Raw genomic sequence first — 16,196 nt, forward strand, 5'->3', positions numbered from 1 at the left:
GCACATACTGTTTTAAGTAAATTAATCTTATTGGGTAAAAAAGTCATTCTTACACCTCCGAGATTTTTAATGAATTTAAGTCATTGGCGAAAACATCAGATCTAACGGTTAAAGCTTCTGTCTTCGCTGGTGCCAGAATAGGTGCAAATAGCTTGCCAATTATAAATAGCCATTTATTTCAGCAAGATAGTTCCTTGCTATTTAAGCTAAGGGTGTTTTTCTTGATGAAATTAAGCTCCGTGCTGTAGATGTTACAGTTAAAAAATGAAATAGTTGCAACCAAGGTTGGGCTTGAACTCTGGCATGATTTGCAAGTCATAAGGCCATTCAGAAGCTTTTCTTACCGTGTTTTCTGGTAATGTCTCGGCTGTTCTATCCACCTAAATATTAGGGAGTAATCGTGGGCGTAACGACTAAAGCAAAAAAAATCTGGCACAATAACCGCGGCTTTATTGTTTTTATCGGTTTAATGTTTGTCTTCAGAAGTGCCATTGCTGACTGGAACGATGTGCCCTCCGGTTCGATGCAGCCAACTATTGAAATTGGCGACAGGATTTTGGTAAACAAAATGGCGTATGATCTGCGTTTGCCCTTTACTACGGTCTCATTGCTTAAACTGGCGGATCCGAAACGGGGTGATATTGTGATATTCGCATCAGAAGCGGCCGATAACCGGCTGGTGAAACGGGTGATTGGCATGCCAGGTGATGTGGTGGCGATGCGGCAAAATGTGTTAACGATCAACGGCCAACAGCTGGCCTATCATGAAACCAATCAGAATATTGCTGAACAGGCCGTAACCACTACGCGCAGCGTGCTGCTAACCGAGCAGCTGGGTAGCGTTGCCCACCCGGTAAAGCTTTCGCCGCTAGCCAGTGGCTTAGCTGATTTTGCACCGGTAAAGGTGCCCGAGGAGCATTATCTGGTACTGGGCGATAATCGCGATAACAGCGCAGACTCGCGGGTTATTGGCTTTGTACCGCGGCATGAAATCGTCGGCCGGGCAGGTAGCGTGTTATTCTCGCTGGATTACGATAACTATTACTTACCCCGGCGCGAGCGTTTTTTCAGTAGTTTGTAGTATCCATAAGACAGAGCGCCAGCCCCCTGCCGGTCGCTTGCGAGCGGCAGGGGGCTGCTTCAGGGCAGCGTTACCGGTTTTGCTAGTTGTAAGTCACAATACTCTCGGCAACCACGGCGCTATTATCAAAGACACTGCGTTTTAATTCACCGCGGACAGTGACAAAATCGCCTACTTTAATTTGCTGCAACCCTTGATTATCTAAAGGATTGTAACCCAGGCGTATGGTGTCTACCGTTACTTTGCGCGTACCTGAGTCTATCGTGAATTTACGATCGGTTACGGATGTTACGGTACCTGCCACCTGTAAGTCATAATCGCCAGGAACGCTGAAATAGGTAAAAGTGCTGGCCATCGCCTGCTTATCAGTATCCGGCGCAGATACCATGGTGCTGGCATCTCTGACATAGATACTGCCGGCATCAATAACCTTGTTCTGGTAAAAACCTTCTTCCACCAGGCCATACACAGTCACTTTGTCACCATCACTGACGGCCCAGCTGCCACCAATGGTATTCCAGTTATCAGTATTAACGGTGACAAAACCGTCACCAAAATCGAGTATAAACGAGTCGTCAGTATGCGACACCACCTGACCGCTAAGTGCTATCCAACTGCCTTTGGGCTCACCTTTCAGTGACTCTGCAGCCTGCAGCGGCAGCAGTAACACCATTGCCAGGCCAACGACAATGGCGGTGGATAACAGATATTTAGTACTTGCTGAAATATTTAGCATAAGTCCTCCAGAATGTGTTGTCTGACGAGACTGAACATAAGTTACAGCAGCTAAAAAGCGGACCAGGCACCTGCCAGGTCCGCAGAGTGTCAAACACATTTACAACACTTGCCAAAATTGGCGTTAGTTGTACGACACTATCGTTTCAGCATTAATCAGCGCCTTGTCAAACATATTGAGGTTAAGATCACCCGTTACCGAGACAAAATCGCCTTTCTTAATCTGCTGCACGCCAATGTTGTCAACCGGGTTATACCCCATGCCAAGCGTGTTAACAGTTACTTTACGTTTACCGGTGTCAATAGTGAAATTGCGCCCTGACACCGATGACACTGTACCTGCGAGTTGCAGGTCATAGTCGGCCGGAACGCTGAAATAGGTATAGGTAACTGGCATGGCTTCTTCATCGGCGCTGGACGGCGCGGTAACCATAGTGCTGGAGTCTTCAATATAAACACTGCCAGCTTCTATTCTTTTGCTCTGGTAAAAGCCATCATCCACCATACCGTAGACGGTGACCTTGTCGCCGGCGTTAATTGCCCAGCCATCACCCAATGAATCCCAGTCATCGGTTTCCACTAAAATTGTGCCTTCACCATAATCAAGAACAAACTGGCTGGGAGTATGGGTTACAACCTGCCCGCTCAGCGCTACCCAGCTACCATCTGTTTTGTTTTTCACAGGGTTTGCCTGTAGCGGCGTTGCCAGGGTCAGTGCAGCTGCTATGCCCAGAGCACAACCGGTTTTCAGAAATGTTGAGTGAGTAGTTGAAAACGTCATTTTCACACCTCCGTAGGTTAGCTTAATGAACCTGAAATCAGGCGAAGACTGGCAGCAGTGATGCTCAGGTTCTGAGTTAGCATTTGCGGAAACGTCACAGCATCTTCGCTTATTTTTGTCATACGGTGTTAGAAGAGCAAGATGCTTGCCAGAATGCCAACAGCTGACTCAGGCAGGGCTGAAGAGCCGTGACGTTGGCTGATAAGCAGCCAGCAGGGGGCTGTAGTTGTATATGTTACAGACAGAATATGAAAGAAATTCAACACTACCTGGAAAAATTACCTTTAACTCACGGATGAGCAATATCTTAAATATTATAACGAAGTCATACATTTTAATAAGATGAGCCACATCATCTGCAGGGCCATCGTGGGCAAAAGATGTGGCACCAACTATGCAGTGACAAATGCGCAGTAGCGGAATGTGAATAGCGGAACCGACACTATTCACAAATGCAAGTATATCTTTGTCTAATCTACTTTTAAGGAGGCCTGTTATGGCTAACCAAAAAGGTCAAAGTGGTCGTCCAGCCATGGACGAAGAAAAGCGGCAAGGTGGCTCAAAGGAGCAGAGAGAGCAATATAAGCCGGATAAGCAGAAGTCAGGTTATAATCCGGACAAGGATCAGATCCCTGGCCGGCAAACCGGCCGTAATCAGTAAAGAGTAACCCGGCATTCGTTGCCGGGTTTTTAATTGATTACTGCTCTGTGCTAGCTAACTGTTGGCTTTCGGTCTGCGGGTACGAACTTTCAGTTGCGGATATTGCTCACACAGTAAGGCTGAGTAGTGCTGAAATTTTACCTGACTGGCTTTTTCCAGTACGCAAGCTTTAAGTAACTTAATCGCCTGCTTACAGTAGCGCAGATAGGTTACCGGCAGCTGGGCACACTTGCTGGCTGTTTGCAGGATATTCAGCGCGATAATGGTATTGGTAGGCATATGGTCAAAGGTTTCACAAAACAGACTGATGGCCTGAATAAAAAAACCATTTTCGTAAGCTGCAGCCGCTTCGCCGCTTATTTGTTTAATGGTTGCTTTTAATTCTTCGTGGCGGATTTTTTCCATTTTCAGCATAATTTTCTGGGTGTCAGTCAGATAATCATCATTAATTAAATAGCCGGCCAGTTTATCAATATAAAACTGACTGCTGTGAATATCGCCCAGTTCAAAGTAGGCTTTGGCAGCGTCCATGCAACTGTCGATGGTCATTTTTTCTGTTTGGCTGGCAACGCCGTTATCCAGCAATGACTGGCGGGCTTCAATTAATAGCCCTTTGGCCGCCAGGATCCGGCTGCGTACCACATTAACCGCCTTTTGCCAGTGAGGGCTGACAAAGCGTTTACTGACACTATCGACCAGCTGACCGGCGTTCTGCAGCAGCACAGTTCGCTCCAGCGGGTTTTTACTGTAGGCCAGATCAATTAAACTGCGGGCATGGTTCAGGTAATATTCTGCTGACTCTTCAACCGAATATCGGGCTGCATCAACCAGTTTGCCATTGATCCGGGCGGCGGCTTCTTTGTCGCCGATAATGACATTCAGATTACTGAGCGTACGCTGGCGTTTAATATTCTTAGGCGATAACAGTACCGCCTGATATAAGGTTTGCTGGGCAGCCTCATAGCGGTTGTATTTCACCATCAAATGAGACAACCAGTCCAGCGCTTCAACTTTAGTAATGTCATACTGGGTTAAATCAGCCAGCTGCAGTTCGGTATCATCCCATCGCTCCAGATAAAATGCAGCAATAGCAGCGCCAAGTCTGGCCCAGGGCAGTGGCTTATCGGTCAGTATGGTTTTATAGAAGTGCTCAGCGTGTTGATGCTGGCCGGTTTTTAGCAGTAACTCGCCTTTAATTCGCAGCGCCTGATAAGCAAATTCCGGCTTTGCGCTCGCCACACTGTCGCACTGAAAAATGGCTTCAGCTAAATTTTCTTCAAATAAATTAAGGTATATTTTCCGTAAGGCAATTTTCTGTTTAACCGCCCGGATTAATCGCTCGTTTAGCATAGGATAGGTAAACGGCTTTAAAATGTAGTCATCAGGCTGCAGTTCAATAACACCATGCACCAGCTGGCGCTGGTTTTCCGCACTAATCATAATGAAACAACAAAGCGGCGGCATCAGTGCCTGTTGTTTCAGGGTTTCAAACAACTGATAGCCATCTTTTCCTTCACCGAGATTAAAGTCACACAGAATAAAATCGTAAGGGATTTCATGGCAGCGGCTCAGCGCATCGTTGGCGTCACGGCTTAAGTGAATGGCCTCAAAACCCATTTGTTGTAACATGCCTTTGATCGATGCCCGGACCGGCGCACTATCTTCGACAACAAGAACCTGCTTACAACGAAAAAAACTGGCATCCATGGCAGTATCCGGGTGCGATCTGTTATCGCAAAAGACGAACAATATTGCCGATAGTAGCGTTTTTTTTATGTGCAGGTAAAGCAATGAATGCCGCCTGCACCGAGCGGTTCAGGCGCTGGTTAAAAAAAGCAATCTGTTAATGGTCAGGCGCCGTATGTTTTAACTTTGGAGCTGATAAAGTTATTTTACCAATAACAGTGGAGCCTAGTTATGCACTATCATCGTCTTGCTCATTTGAACCGGCAGGAAGTCCGGATTGATGAAATTACTATCCATTCTTTTGAAATGGGAGTCTATCTGGTGGAAGCGGTTTTTGACAGCCGCAAAGGTTTTATCGTTGATGACGATAACCGGCCACAGCAGTTTCTGAATGTCGACGAAGTTAAACAGGCACTGACTGAATGCGTGGTTCGCCAGGCCTTTCTGGTGCATCAGTCTGCTTATGATGAAATGTGCGGCGGCCCTGAGAAAGTGGACAACACGCTGTGCGTGCCTGTCCACTTTGCCAGGAGCAGTAACTAAGGGCTTAACGGTTTAGCGGCATTAAATGCTGGTGTAACTGCTGCCACATTTGCTGGTTGCGTTGTTTTATCTTAGCTGCACGTTCTGCCAGTTGCGGCAGAATGTCAGCTTTGTTTGCCAGCAACGTATCAATCGAACGGCACAGACTGTCTGCGCTAAGCTGCTCTATGCAATAATCCGCCATCGCAAAATCATTCATCATAGCGTGGTACTTATGACTCCAGCTTGTTGCTACACAGGGTACGCCTTGACTTAACGCGTTAACCGCGCCATGAAAACGTGAGCTGATTACCAGTTCCGCTCCGCCGATAAACGCCTTAACCGCCAGCGGATCGTCAATTTGCACAGAGGTGCAGGGGGACAATCTGGCGATTTCAGCGCACAGTGCAGCATCTTCGCGACCTTCGTGATTAACCAATACCACCTGATAACCCAGTACTGTCAGCTTATCTGCTGCAGCGGCAAAGGCGCTGACATAACTGTCCCGCATGGCTTCAGCATCCGCATGGTTATATTTGGACACGACTTTTGAATTTGGAACAAGCACAGCGTAGGGTTTTACTATTTCGGGAACGTCATGATTTGCTTGTGGTATTAAACCAACAGTAAAGTCAGGCGTCAGTACCACGCTGGCTGGCAAGGGGCTAACACAGCTTTGCAAGTGGGTCAGCGACACCGGATCCCGGACAAATATCAGTCTGGCATGGCGGATAATATCGCGCATGGCGGTTTTGCTTTGTTCACTGGCAAAGGGGCCAAACGCCTGTGGCATAAAAATGAAAGGTTTGCCAGCCGCGTCAAAACGTTTCACCTCTCTGGCGGTATTTTCTAAAAACTGCAAAGGCCATTGATCGCCATAGGCAAAGCCACTTGCTTCTAGCACAATATCGACATCACGTTCGGTAACCATACCATAGCGCTGCAACAGGCGTTGCACAGCAGCGGGTAGTTTGCCAATCAGTCCTGTTAAATCAATGCCCTTGCGCCGAAATGCCAGTTTCTGCCAGGCACCGAGCCTGGCACGCTCCGGGTAGGGTAAATTCGGGCCTGGTGATAAGACTAACTGATAATCCGGCAGGCTTTTCAGGCCATCAAGGCAAGCCAGTAACATCAGGTAAGCGCCTTTGTTGCGGAATTGGACACCTTTAATTTCAACGAACAGCGGCTTGCTCATATATAACCCTTTAGTGATTGTCAGTGTTGCGCACAGTAATAAGCTGCCATAGCTGAGTACGGGTGCTGCTAAAAATAAATAAGAAAAAGAACGACGCAAAGGCATAAGAAATCAGTGTCGCCCAGGCAGCACCGATAATTCCCATCGTTGGTATCAGCCACAGATTTAGCCCGATGTTTAATAATGCACCTAAGCCATGGCTGACCAACGATAACGGCTCTTGCTCGGTAATAACCAGATGCTGGCTAATCAGATAGCGGACAAAAATAAAACAACCGGCCCAGATATGGATCCTAAGTACGGTAATTGCGGCGCTGAAGTCTTCACCAAACAGCAGGCCGATTAACCAGGGAGCAGTAAGTGTCATCAGCACAGCAATACCAAAGGCGGCGCTGAAAAATAATACCGCGAACCGGCGCAATTTCAGGTAATAAGGCGTCACACCCTGCTGATAGGCTTTTAACATATCCGGGTAATAACGGGTGGCGAGCGTGGCAGGGAACACATACCATAACTCAGACAATCTGCTGGCCGCTGCATAAATACCGGCCTGTTCGGTACCCGCCATGGCGCCCAGCATAATAATATCAATCTTCAGATACACCACCGCAACAATGCCTGACAACCACAGCCAGCTGGAGCGCTTTAACAACGGCGTTATCTGCTGAGCACTGAACCACTTTGGATGATAAGGTGGCCAGCGCGTTTCGCCTTCTGAAAACGGTTGTTGTTTAGCGCGGTACAGCAGGTACTGGCCAATACCGACCAGCATAAATTCAATACCGGTCATCATTATTAAACTGGCAATGCCAAAGCCGCTGTATAGCAGGGCTAGTTTTACCGCAAAACTTAGCAGGGTTATAGTGGTTTTAAGGTAAGCGGTACTGCGAAACGTACCCTGATAATTCAGATAAAACTCAAACAGCAGTAAACCAAAAAAACTCTGCAGTAAAAACAGCACCGGAATGGCAATAGCCGTATTACCCTCAAACATAGTGGGGTACAACAGATAAAATCCCAGCAACATCAGACTGCCGCCAAATAACCCCAAAGCCAGCCGCAACGTTACTGCGCTATATAACAAGGTCATGGCATGCTGTGCAGTGGGTTGCTGAACCATGCGCCGCACGACATTATTGTTCAGGCCCATACTGGTAAGTGGCACTAAAAATGCGCTCCAGGCCATGACGATAGAGTAAATACCCAGCTCGCTGGCGCCCAGCACCCGGGCGACAAAAATAGTGAGTATTGCAGCTGCCAGCAGTTTAACCAGCCGGTCCCCCAGCATAGCGGTGGCTCTGGCAACTAAGATTTTTTTCAGCATAATGTGCTCATTGCAGATTCAGAAGAGAAAGTCATGACTAACGCCGGTTGGCAATATTGTGGCGAATGGCGGAAATAATCCGCCAGATATTTTGCAGCAGGCCAATATACAGCGCAAATACCAGGAAAAACAACAGCAGCATGGCAACTTCAGGTACCAGCAGGTATTCACCGATAATGCCGATGCAGGCAAAAATCCAGGCCAGTGATGTAATTAAAATTAGCGATTCACGTGAGTTTAAGCCAAGCCGCAGGGAAATATGATGCAGATGCTCCCGGTCGGCCTGAAACGGCGACTGACCTTTTAATATCCGCCTCAGCATAATAGCAACCATATCCATTAACGGAATGGCGATTAACCACAGCGCCGTTACCGGCCGGAAGCTGGCTGTTTCACTTTGGGTACTTACCAGCAAAAGCCAGATCACTGTCAGACCAATTAACATGCTGCCGGCATCGCCCATAAAAATTTTTTTATCTTTAATCCAGCCCAGATTAAACGCCAGATAAGGCAGCAGGGCAGCAATAAACACCAGCGGCAACAAGGCTTGGGTCTGCTGCCCCCAAAGCAGCATAAACGCCGCAATACTGCCAAAACTGACGACACTGAGTAAGCCGGCCAGACCATCGATGCCATCGGTCATATTAAAAGCATTTATGGCCGCAATGACCGCAATCAGCGTAAACGGAATGCCGAAAACTCCTAATTCTACTGTGCCAAACCCGAATATATTACCTAAATTACTAATATGTAAATCGAGGCTGTAAATCATAGCAAGGCCAACCAGCAACTGAATGGTCAGCCGTAATTTTACACTTAAATCCAGCGCATCATCAAAAGCGCCCATTATCACAATTGCCGCCGCGCAGAGCAGGTAATAGCCAAGAGTAACATCTGAGGAGATATGATTTGCCAGAACCGCTAACAGCGTCAGATAAATTGCCAGACCACCTACTAATGGCACGGCGCCGCTGTGCTGCTTGCGGCCACGAGGAATATCCAGTAATCGCAGTTTGGGTGCCAGTGGCCGCAATAGCAGGATAGCCAGAAAACTGGCGGCAATCGCAATGATGATACTGTAAATGGTTTCAGTTATCGGCATTCTTATTCCGTATCGGCTTTATTCAGCCTGTCGTCAGCTGCAATCGGTTTATAATCTCTGGCGCAACTTACTTTACTGGTTTAATAAAGCTAATTAGCTATAAACTAAGTGTTTTCAGTAAGTGATGCGCTTATTGTAGTCAGGAATACCGGCCTTTGGACAGCAAAACCTTGAATAGCAAACCCAATGTATTAATTATTACCAATATGGGCCCGAAACCAACCGCGCCGTTTCAGGGATTATTTGTGTTGCAACAAGCTGAGGCGCTGGCCAGGCTAAACCCTGGCTATCATTTTATGCGTTGGCATACTGACTCAAAGCTGAACCGGTTGTTTAAATACCCGGTATTTTTAGCTGACTTTGTCTGGCGCTTTCTGTTTAGCCGGCAGAAATATGACATCGTGCATGTTCATTTTTTTTACCCGACGATCTGGCTGGCGCTGATATATAAAGCACTGCGAAATCCCTCAGCAAAAATTATTGTTACCTGTCATGGCAGTGATATCTATAAATATCAGGCCCCCGGCTTCTGGTATCGGTGGTGTGCCGCTAAAGTGAAGCACTGGATTTTTACCAGTGACGCCCTGAAAGCCCGCTTTAGTCTGCCTTGCCGGCAAAGTACTGTGCTGTCGGCCGGTATTGCCGATAGTTTTGCTGCTTTGCCAATGCTTGAGTACAGCGATAAATCGACAGACTTACTTTATGTTGGCAGTCTGGACCATAATAAAGGCATTGACCGTTTAATCGCATTATTGCCTTTTCTGCAGGCTAAAAAAGTGGTGATTGCCGGTGCCGGCCCGATGCTTCAGCAGTTAACAGAAGCGATCGCGCCCTATCCTGATATCCAGTTAGTCGGGCCGCAGCCGGCCAGCGAACTGGCGCTGCTCTACCAGCAGGCCCGCTGTTTTATCAGCTTGTCCCGTTATGAATCATTTGGCTTGGTTATGGCAGAGGCGATGGCCTGTTATACCCCTGTTGTTGCCACGCTGACCGATGGTGCTGCAGCACAACTGCAGCACGCGGAGAATGGTTTTCTGGTGGCTCAGAACAGTGAGCAGACACCACTGAATGAACAGCATCTTATTATGGAGTTGCAGCGCGCCTTAACCAACGTCTGGCAACTGCCCCCAGAGCGTTACCGGAAAATGCAGCTGGCGGCACGGGCACGGGCAGAACAATGTCTGGTCAGGGATGTTGCTACTAAACTTATTGATATTTATCAGGAAATGTAGGCTATGTCAGAATCATTGCAAACGGCAATGCCAGAGCAGGTGAAAGTTGGCGTCATTGACGTCGCGGCGTTTAAAGATATGGCGGCGCTGCTGCAGTTTATTGTTCCGGCAGAGGGGCCGGTATTCGCCGGCTCAGCAATAGCGATCAACCCTGAAAAAGTGCTCGCAGCCAGCCGCAATACCCAGTTGCGGGAGGTAATAGCCGCCGCCGATATTCGTTATGCAGACGGTATTGGCGTGGTAAAGGCCATGCGCCGCAGACTGGGCCGGCATGTTGCGAGGATCCCGGGCTGTGAGCTTTGGCAGGGTTTAATGTTGCGGGCGGCCCGTCATCAGGTGCCGGTATTTATTATTGGCGCCAGGCCCGAGGTGCTGGTACAAACTCGTGACAAGCTGCTGGCAGAAGGCACTAAGCTTGTCGGCGCGGTGGATGGCTATTTCAGCGATGAAGCGGCACTGATTGCCCAACTTCAGCAGGCACAACCAGCCATAGTCAGTGTCGCCATGGGAACACCAAAGCAGGAGCTCCTGATCCAGCGTTTGCAAAAGGCCCATCCGGCTTGTTTTTATATGGGCGTTGGCGGCACATACGATGTTTACACCGGGAATGTGAAACGTGCACCGGCATTGTGGTGTAAACTGAATCTGGAATGGGCATACCGGCTGGTTCTGCAACCCAGCCGGATTGGCCGTCAGCTTGGTTTATTGCGGTATTTATGGTGGTACTGGACTGGCAAGGTGTAACAGGAAAATGAGTATGAATTCACAACAACACTGGCCATTAATCAGTGTATATATGCCAACGTATAACCGGGTGGTAATGGCATGCCGGGCGATTGATTCGGTGCTGGTTCAGGATTATCCGAATATTGAGCTGCTGGTGGTTGATGATGCATCAACTGATGATACCTGGCGAGTGCTCAATGAGCGTTATGGTCAGAACAGTCGGGTCCGCTTATTCAGGCAGCCCGAGGGAAGAGGAGCCTGTGCTGCCCGCAACCGGGCAATAAATGAAGCGCAAGGCGAGTTTGTTACCGGTATTGACGATGACGATGAATTCCTGCCCCATCGTCTGAGCAGTTTATACCGGGCCTATGATCCACAGTACAGCTGTGTATGCTCCGGCTATATCTGGCATTACGGTAATGTGCAGAAGACGCTGTTTTCCCGCGATGAAACGGTTTCCCTGAGCAGCTTACTTGATTTACACACCTTATCAAATCAGGCGCTGGTCAGTCGCGAGCGGATGCTGCAACTGCATGGTTTTGATGAGGGGCTGGCTGCATTTCAGGATTATGATATGTGGGTTAGGGTCGTAGCGGCTTTCGGCCCGGCCAGACGGATAAGTGATGCCAGTTATCAGGTAAACGTAGGCCATGAACTGGGCAGGATCACTAACTCACCAAAACGACTGGATGCGCATAAACAGTTTGTTGCCAAGCACCGGTCGCTGATGAGTGAACGAAACCTGCAAAACCAGATGTTTTACCGGTTGATGATGGAGAAACAGCCACTGAGTTTGCTGGAATTGCTTCGCCAGTGCCGCTTTGGTTTGGCGTCGCTGAAATGGCGATATTACCTGAAGCAGAAACTTAGCTGGTTAAGTGGTATCCGGCTCAAATTCTTTAGTAAAGGGTTGGCGGGGTTATTTAAAAAATAATGCAGTCAGCATTAATCGCAACCTTACTGATGCCAGCGTGCCAGCCCGCTAAACCTGGCTGGTCAGCAGACAGCTGGCCGGCCTTGCTGTTGTTTTATCTGGCGCCCTGGACCCTGCTGGTTGACAGTATCAGTGGCGCGTTGCAACAGACGCCGGCGGCGTTACCCTGGTCGCTGTTATATAAAGTAGTGTTGCTGACCCTGCTGGTGTGGCAGCTATGCCTGTGGCGTGACAAACAGTTGCTATGGCTGACAGGCCTGCTGGTGCTGGGGCTTGGCGGGCCGGCCTACAGTTATATGACCGTCACAGCACTGAGTGATGCCACTGTCGCTGATTTTGTTGCGACAGAGGTTGCTTTATTGCTTAAAGCCTTGGCACCTTTACTGGCATTTTGCTTTTTCCGGCAGTTTTGCCGGCGTTACCCGCTGGCGTTGCTGCTGCTGACTGATCGGCTGATGCTGCTTAGTTATGGTGTTATTTTGCTTAACCTGGCGCTGGGTTTACTGGGGTATGGGTATACCGCCTATCAGCCAATGGACAATGTAGCCCAGCCGTTTTTGGGGGTAAAAGGCTATTTTTATTCCACCAATGAACTGGCTGTTGTGCTGCTGGTAGTCAGCGGCTGGCTGTTATGGCGCTGCTGGCCAGCACAAAAAGCCTGTTATCTGCTATTAAGCCTGGCCACCATTGGCAGCGCAGCATTATTACTGACCAAGACCGGGCTGCTTGGCAGTATGCTGCTGGTTATGTTGATCCCGTTACTGGCTGCCAGCAAGCGGGATTACCGGCGCTATGCCCGGCCACTGTCGGTAGCGCTATTGCTGGCGTTTTGCTGTTTACTGCTGTTTATCTGGTACGCCGAGCCTTTACTCCGTGCCGCTGGGCTTTACGATAAGCTGGCGTATGCCTATCAGCAGCGCGGCGTCGCAGGGATTGTGCTGTCGTCCAGAGATTTATATTTAGCGGTTATCTGGCAGGAGACAGAGCGACACTATCCGGATGTACACCGACTGTTTGGGGTAGGGGTTGCTGGGGTTAGTGTGCTTTTGAAGAAATATTTTATTGAAATAGACCTGTTTGATTTACTGGTGTTTTATGGGCTGGCTGGTGGGCTGATTTTCGGGCTGACCTTTGGCCGGTTTTTTTACAGCTGTTACAGTCAGATTGACCGTCACCGGCTGGCAGCCACTGTACTGTGTGTTAATTTGCTGTTGTTTGGTGTGGCCATGCTGGCCGGTCATGTGCTTACCTCTGGCATGCTTTGGCTGCCCTGGGCGCTGCTAAATGCCATGGTCTTTAACCGTTATCTGTTAAGCTCAGCAGCTGACCATACTTCAGACATGGCACGGGGGCCCGATGAAAGATCTGCTTGAACCTTTTTTGTATCCGCACAATATTTTTCTTTATGCCCTGTTAGTGGCCTGCCTTTTTTACCGCAAAAAAGGCCTGTGGTTACTGCTGCTGGGCTTTTATCTGGCCGGCAATACCTATGTTGCTAATCTGGTTCGCAACCATTATGCAGCGCAAATTACCGGCAGCAGTTTACCGCAGAGTGATAGTACCTATATCGTGCTTGGCTGTGGCGGCTCGGCAGACACCCTGCCAGCGTGCGCGCGGGCGAGGCTGGATCGGCTGGGCCAGGTTCTGGGCGGGCAACGTGCTGCGGTGATTATTACCACCCGCTACTGTCAGCCTTATCAGAATTATTTACTCAGCCAGCAGCAACAGCCGCTGGCAATCGATTGTTTTGATGCCGGTGCTAATACTTATCTGGAATTCAGCCGTTTACGTCAACGGTTAGCCGCTCAGCAACGGCTGCAGTTTATTACCAGTGATTTTCACGGCTGGCGGGTCAGCCGACTAATTGACTACCACCAAATGAATGCCGGATTGACTACCGTCAGCAGCCAGACATTCCGGCCATTAAATTGCAGCTGGAACTGTATGTTTACGGTAAATCTCAGCAATTATGATTTATACAGTAAACTGATTGCCGAATATGCCAGTTATCTGGTGTGGCGCATTAGCGTTAAAACGGGTTTATGGCAGTCTTAATCATCGTTTAAAGCGTTGTTAATCATGGTCTGGGTGACCTGGGTCGGTGACACTGCGTTAGAGTGGGGGCGTTGACTGGTAGGGCGTCTGAAGCAGTAATGATAAAACGCCATCAGAGCAACAATAGCCGGTAACAGTGCAATAAAATAGAAAAAAACCGCATTGCCGAATTTATCGAGCAACAGTCCTGAAAGCACTAGGCCCCCAATTGCACCAAGACCGTTAGCGCGGATCAGGACACTACTGGCCGCCACCATTTGCCGTTTTGCCAGATGATCATTGGTATGGGCAATAGCCATCGAGTACAGCGGTAAAAACAGCGCACCAAAAATATAACAGGCAAAATACAGTTGCCAGCCACTTTCTGCGCTCAGCTGAGCCAGCCAGAAGGCAGTAAGACTGGCGCTAAAGCCACAGACGGTCATAATCATTTTGCGATCGAACCTGTCTGATAACTTACCGAGTTGAAATTGCATACACAGGCAACCGAAAATAAAAATGGCCATCAGACTGGCGATCTGAAGCAGTGATAAACCCAGCCGTGAGAAATACACCGGGCCAAAACCAAACATCGAAGCGTAGCCAAATTGCAGAATAAAACAGCCCAGTACGCCAAGCGGCACCAGTTTCAGTAACTGACGGGCAGGCATCTTTTCGGCCTGCTGAAAGGTGGGCGCCGGCGTTTTTGTAATCAGCAGTGGTATGACTGCGGCACTGATTAACACGGATACCAGGGTAAACTGGATAAAATCGCGCGGATCGCCAATCGTGATCAAAAACTGACCCAGACCGATACCGCCAAATAGCATGGAGACATACAGAGATAACAGAGTGCCGCGGTTACGGTTGTCGGCTTTGTCATTTACCCAGCTTTCTGCGATAACAAAAATAGCCGAAAAACAAAAACCGGATAACAAACGCAGTACAAACCAGGCATAAGTATTGACCCAGATGGCATGCAGCAGAATGCTGATTGAAGCCATTGCAGCCAGAGCAGCGAAAGCCCGGATGTGTCCTACCCGCATAATCATTTTTGGCGCACGGATAGAGCCCAGCAAAAAACCAATAAAATAGCCGGCGAGCATCAGGCCAATACTGGCACTGGCAAAACCTTCCAGTTCTGCCCGCAACGACAGCAGGGTATTTTGCAGCCCTGTGGTCATGCCGACAATCGCCACGCCCAGAAACAGTGGCCAACTTGAGCGAAAAATAATTTTCAAAACAGTCTCTTCTATTGCGGTTTCGCCGTTAGTTTAACCTAAACTATCAGGGATTGCTGTATCAGGTCGGTGATTTGACAAGGCCCGGCAGCTCCCTTAGGCTAAATGTAAATGTCTGAATGAGAGGTATTTTTGACCAGTTCACCCCAGTTGCAAGCCTTACCGTGGCAAACCAGTTACGCTGGCAACCCCAGACGCTTTGGTATTGAAATAGAATTCAGCGGTCTCGAGCTGGCTGATGTAGCCGAATTAGTGGCTGAACAGTTAAAGCTTAAAGCAGAACCAGATGGTCGTTATCGCTACCGGCTAAGCGGCGATGACGCCGGCGACTGGCTGATTGAGCTGGATTTCCAGTTGTTAACAAAAATGGGTGAACAAAAGTTTGATACGGATTCGTTAACTGACAATCTGCAGGAGTCGCTGGAGAGCCTGCTGGCGACTGTGGCCAAGCAAGTCGTGCCGCTGGAGTTAGTAACGCCGCCATTACCGTTCTCAAGACTGGATGAGGTGACGCAGTTGGTTACCTTATTGCATCAGCAGGGTGCTAAAGGCTCGTCTGAATCGTTGCAATATGCGTTTGGGCTGCAGCTTAATCCGGAAATTCCCACTAAAGATGTCGACATATTGCTTAGGATCATTCAGGCGTTTGTCTGTCTGCAGGACTGGTTACGTGATCGCGAACATATTGATATTGTCCGCAGCCTTACCTCTTTTATCGAGCCTTATCCCAAGGCATATCAGCAGAAAATCACTGACAAAGATTACCAGCCCGCTATCACTGAGCTGATTGATGATTATCTTAAGTTTAATCCGACCCGAAACCGGGCACTGGATTGCTTACCGTTATTTCTGCATCTGGATAAAAAAAGAGTCAGAGCCGTGACCGAAGATAAACTGATTAAAGCGCGGCCGACCTTCCATTACCGCTTACCAAGTTGTGAA

The 16,196-nt window shown here is 48.7% G+C and carries 16 protein-coding genes; 9 read left to right on the plus strand and 7 right to left on the minus strand.

Annotated features, from left to right (window positions below; genetic code table 11):
- The first annotated feature begins 400 nt into the window (after positions 1-400).
- On the plus strand, positions 401-1,081 hold the full coding sequence (gene lepB / locus R3177_RS07140) for a signal peptidase I (protein ID WP_318970356.1): 681 nt from the start codon (positions 401-403) through the stop codon (positions 1,079-1,081).
- Positions 1,082-1,163: 82 nt separating this feature from the next.
- Here the strand turns inward: lepB and R3177_RS07145 are convergent, their stop codons facing one another.
- Positions 1,164-1,817: a hypothetical protein gene (locus tag R3177_RS07145; RefSeq protein WP_318970357.1), complete on the minus strand. Its 654-nt coding sequence runs from the start codon at positions 1,815-1,817 to the stop codon at positions 1,164-1,166.
- 123 nt (positions 1,818-1,940) lie between these two features.
- Complete coding sequence (locus R3177_RS07150; RefSeq protein ID WP_318970358.1) at positions 1,941-2,597, minus strand: hypothetical protein; 657 nt, start codon at positions 2,595-2,597, stop codon at positions 1,941-1,943.
- Between the two features lie 496 nt (positions 2,598-3,093).
- Between R3177_RS07150 and R3177_RS07155 the strand changes: the two genes are divergently transcribed.
- Positions 3,094-3,258 carry a hypothetical protein gene (locus R3177_RS07155; RefSeq protein WP_318970359.1) on the plus strand — a complete coding sequence of 55 codons (165 nt, stop codon included), beginning with the start codon at positions 3,094-3,096 and terminating at the stop codon, positions 3,256-3,258.
- Between the two features lie 54 nt (positions 3,259-3,312).
- Here R3177_RS07155 and R3177_RS07160 read toward each other — a convergent pair whose 3' ends face one another.
- Complete coding sequence (locus R3177_RS07160; RefSeq protein WP_318970360.1) at positions 3,313-4,965, minus strand: response regulator; 1,653 nt, start codon at positions 4,963-4,965, stop codon at positions 3,313-3,315.
- A gap of 210 nt (positions 4,966-5,175) precedes the next feature.
- On the opposite strand from R3177_RS07160, the gene R3177_RS07165 reads away from it, so the two are divergent.
- Positions 5,176-5,487 (plus strand): DUF6482 family protein, encoded by a 312-nt coding sequence (locus R3177_RS07165; RefSeq protein WP_318970361.1) that lies wholly within the window; start codon positions 5,176-5,178, stop codon positions 5,485-5,487.
- A gap of 4 nt (positions 5,488-5,491) precedes the next feature.
- On the opposite strand, the gene R3177_RS07170 is transcribed toward R3177_RS07165, so the two are convergent.
- From R3177_RS07170 to wecA, 3 genes are read right to left on the minus strand one after another with little or no spacing between them, the layout of a single operon-like run.
- Complete coding sequence (locus R3177_RS07170; RefSeq protein WP_318970362.1) at positions 5,492-6,661, minus strand: polysaccharide pyruvyl transferase family protein; 1,170 nt, start codon at positions 6,659-6,661, stop codon at positions 5,492-5,494.
- A 10-nt stretch (positions 6,662-6,671) separates the two neighbouring features.
- A complete protein-coding gene (locus tag R3177_RS07175; protein WP_318970363.1) occupies positions 6,672-7,985 on the minus strand; it encodes a flippase in 1,314 nt (437 codons plus the stop codon).
- Between the two features lie 37 nt (positions 7,986-8,022).
- Positions 8,023-9,087: a UDP-N-acetylglucosamine--undecaprenyl-phosphate N-acetylglucosaminephosphotransferase gene (wecA, locus tag R3177_RS07180; RefSeq protein ID WP_318970364.1), complete on the minus strand. Its 1,065-nt coding sequence runs from the start codon at positions 9,085-9,087 to the stop codon at positions 8,023-8,025.
- Between the two features lie 155 nt (positions 9,088-9,242).
- Here wecA and R3177_RS07185 point away from each other — a divergent pair, with 155 nt between their 5' ends.
- The 5 genes from R3177_RS07185 to R3177_RS07205 are packed head-to-tail and all read left to right on the plus strand — an operon-like array spanning position 9,243 to position 14,034.
- Positions 9,243-10,319 carry a glycosyltransferase family 4 protein gene (locus R3177_RS07185; RefSeq protein ID WP_318970365.1) on the plus strand — a complete coding sequence of 359 codons (1,077 nt, stop codon included), beginning with the start codon at positions 9,243-9,245 and terminating at the stop codon, positions 10,317-10,319.
- Between the two features lie 3 nt (positions 10,320-10,322).
- Positions 10,323-11,063 carry a WecB/TagA/CpsF family glycosyltransferase gene (locus R3177_RS07190; RefSeq protein WP_318970366.1) on the plus strand — a complete coding sequence of 247 codons (741 nt, stop codon included), beginning with the start codon at positions 10,323-10,325 and terminating at the stop codon, positions 11,061-11,063.
- Positions 11,064-11,076: 13 nt separating this feature from the next.
- Positions 11,077-11,979: a glycosyltransferase gene (locus R3177_RS07195; protein WP_318970367.1), complete on the plus strand. Its 903-nt coding sequence runs from the start codon at positions 11,077-11,079 to the stop codon at positions 11,977-11,979.
- Positions 11,979-13,352, plus strand: a complete 1,374-nt coding sequence (locus tag R3177_RS07200) for an O-antigen ligase family protein (protein ID WP_318970368.1) — start codon at positions 11,979-11,981, stop codon at positions 13,350-13,352. The genes R3177_RS07195 and R3177_RS07200 overlap by 1 nt, the downstream gene beginning before the upstream one ends.
- Positions 13,336-14,034: a hypothetical protein gene (locus R3177_RS07205; RefSeq protein ID WP_318970369.1), complete on the plus strand. Its 699-nt coding sequence runs from the start codon at positions 13,336-13,338 to the stop codon at positions 14,032-14,034. The genes R3177_RS07200 and R3177_RS07205 overlap by 17 nt, the downstream gene beginning before the upstream one ends.
- On the opposite strand, the gene R3177_RS07210 is transcribed toward R3177_RS07205, so the two are convergent.
- Positions 14,031-15,254 (minus strand): MFS transporter, encoded by a 1,224-nt coding sequence (locus tag R3177_RS07210; protein ID WP_318970370.1) that lies wholly within the window; start codon positions 15,252-15,254, stop codon positions 14,031-14,033. The genes R3177_RS07205 and R3177_RS07210 overlap by 4 nt on opposite strands.
- Before the next feature lie 132 nt (positions 15,255-15,386).
- Here R3177_RS07210 and R3177_RS07215 point away from each other — a divergent pair.
- Positions 15,387-16,196: amidoligase family protein (locus R3177_RS07215; RefSeq protein ID WP_318970371.1), on the plus strand; the 810-nt coding region annotated here is incomplete at its 3' end.

The organism is Arsukibacterium sp. (assembly GCF_033722355.1).
Classification (GTDB): domain Bacteria; phylum Pseudomonadota; class Gammaproteobacteria; order Enterobacterales; family Alteromonadaceae; genus Alishewanella.

What these genes read in the sequence shown, in the direction of transcription:
- R3177_RS07145 (WP_318970357.1), bottom strand. Translation starts at nt 1,817, where the DNA reads ATGCTAAATATTTCAGCAAGTACTAAATATCTGTTATCCACCGCCATT.
- R3177_RS07150 (WP_318970358.1), bottom strand. Translation starts at nt 2,597, where the DNA reads ATGACGTTTTCAACTACTCACTCAACATTTCTGAAAACCGGTTGTGCT.
- R3177_RS07155 (WP_318970359.1), top strand. Translation starts at nt 3,094, where the DNA reads ATGGCTAACCAAAAAGGTCAAAGTGGTCGTCCAGCCATGGACGAAGAA.
- R3177_RS07160 (WP_318970360.1), bottom strand. Translation starts at nt 4,965, where the DNA reads ATGGATGCCAGTTTTTTTCGTTGTAAGCAGGTTCTTGTTGTCGAAGAT.
- R3177_RS07165 (WP_318970361.1), top strand. Translation starts at nt 5,176, where the DNA reads ATGCACTATCATCGTCTTGCTCATTTGAACCGGCAGGAAGTCCGGATT.
- R3177_RS07170 (WP_318970362.1), bottom strand. Translation starts at nt 6,661, where the DNA reads ATGAGCAAGCCGCTGTTCGTTGAAATTAAAGGTGTCCAATTCCGCAAC.
- R3177_RS07175 (WP_318970363.1), bottom strand. Translation starts at nt 7,985, where the DNA reads ATGCTGAAAAAAATCTTAGTTGCCAGAGCCACCGCTATGCTGGGGGAC.
- wecA (WP_318970364.1), bottom strand. Translation starts at nt 9,087, where the DNA reads ATGCCGATAACTGAAACCATTTACAGTATCATCATTGCGATTGCCGCC.
- R3177_RS07190 (WP_318970366.1), top strand. Translation starts at nt 10,323, where the DNA reads ATGTCAGAATCATTGCAAACGGCAATGCCAGAGCAGGTGAAAGTTGGC.
- R3177_RS07195 (WP_318970367.1), top strand. Translation starts at nt 11,077, where the DNA reads ATGAATTCACAACAACACTGGCCATTAATCAGTGTATATATGCCAACG.
- R3177_RS07200 (WP_318970368.1), top strand. Translation starts at nt 11,979, where the DNA reads ATGCAGTCAGCATTAATCGCAACCTTACTGATGCCAGCGTGCCAGCCC.
- R3177_RS07205 (WP_318970369.1), top strand. Translation starts at nt 13,336, where the DNA reads ATGAAAGATCTGCTTGAACCTTTTTTGTATCCGCACAATATTTTTCTT.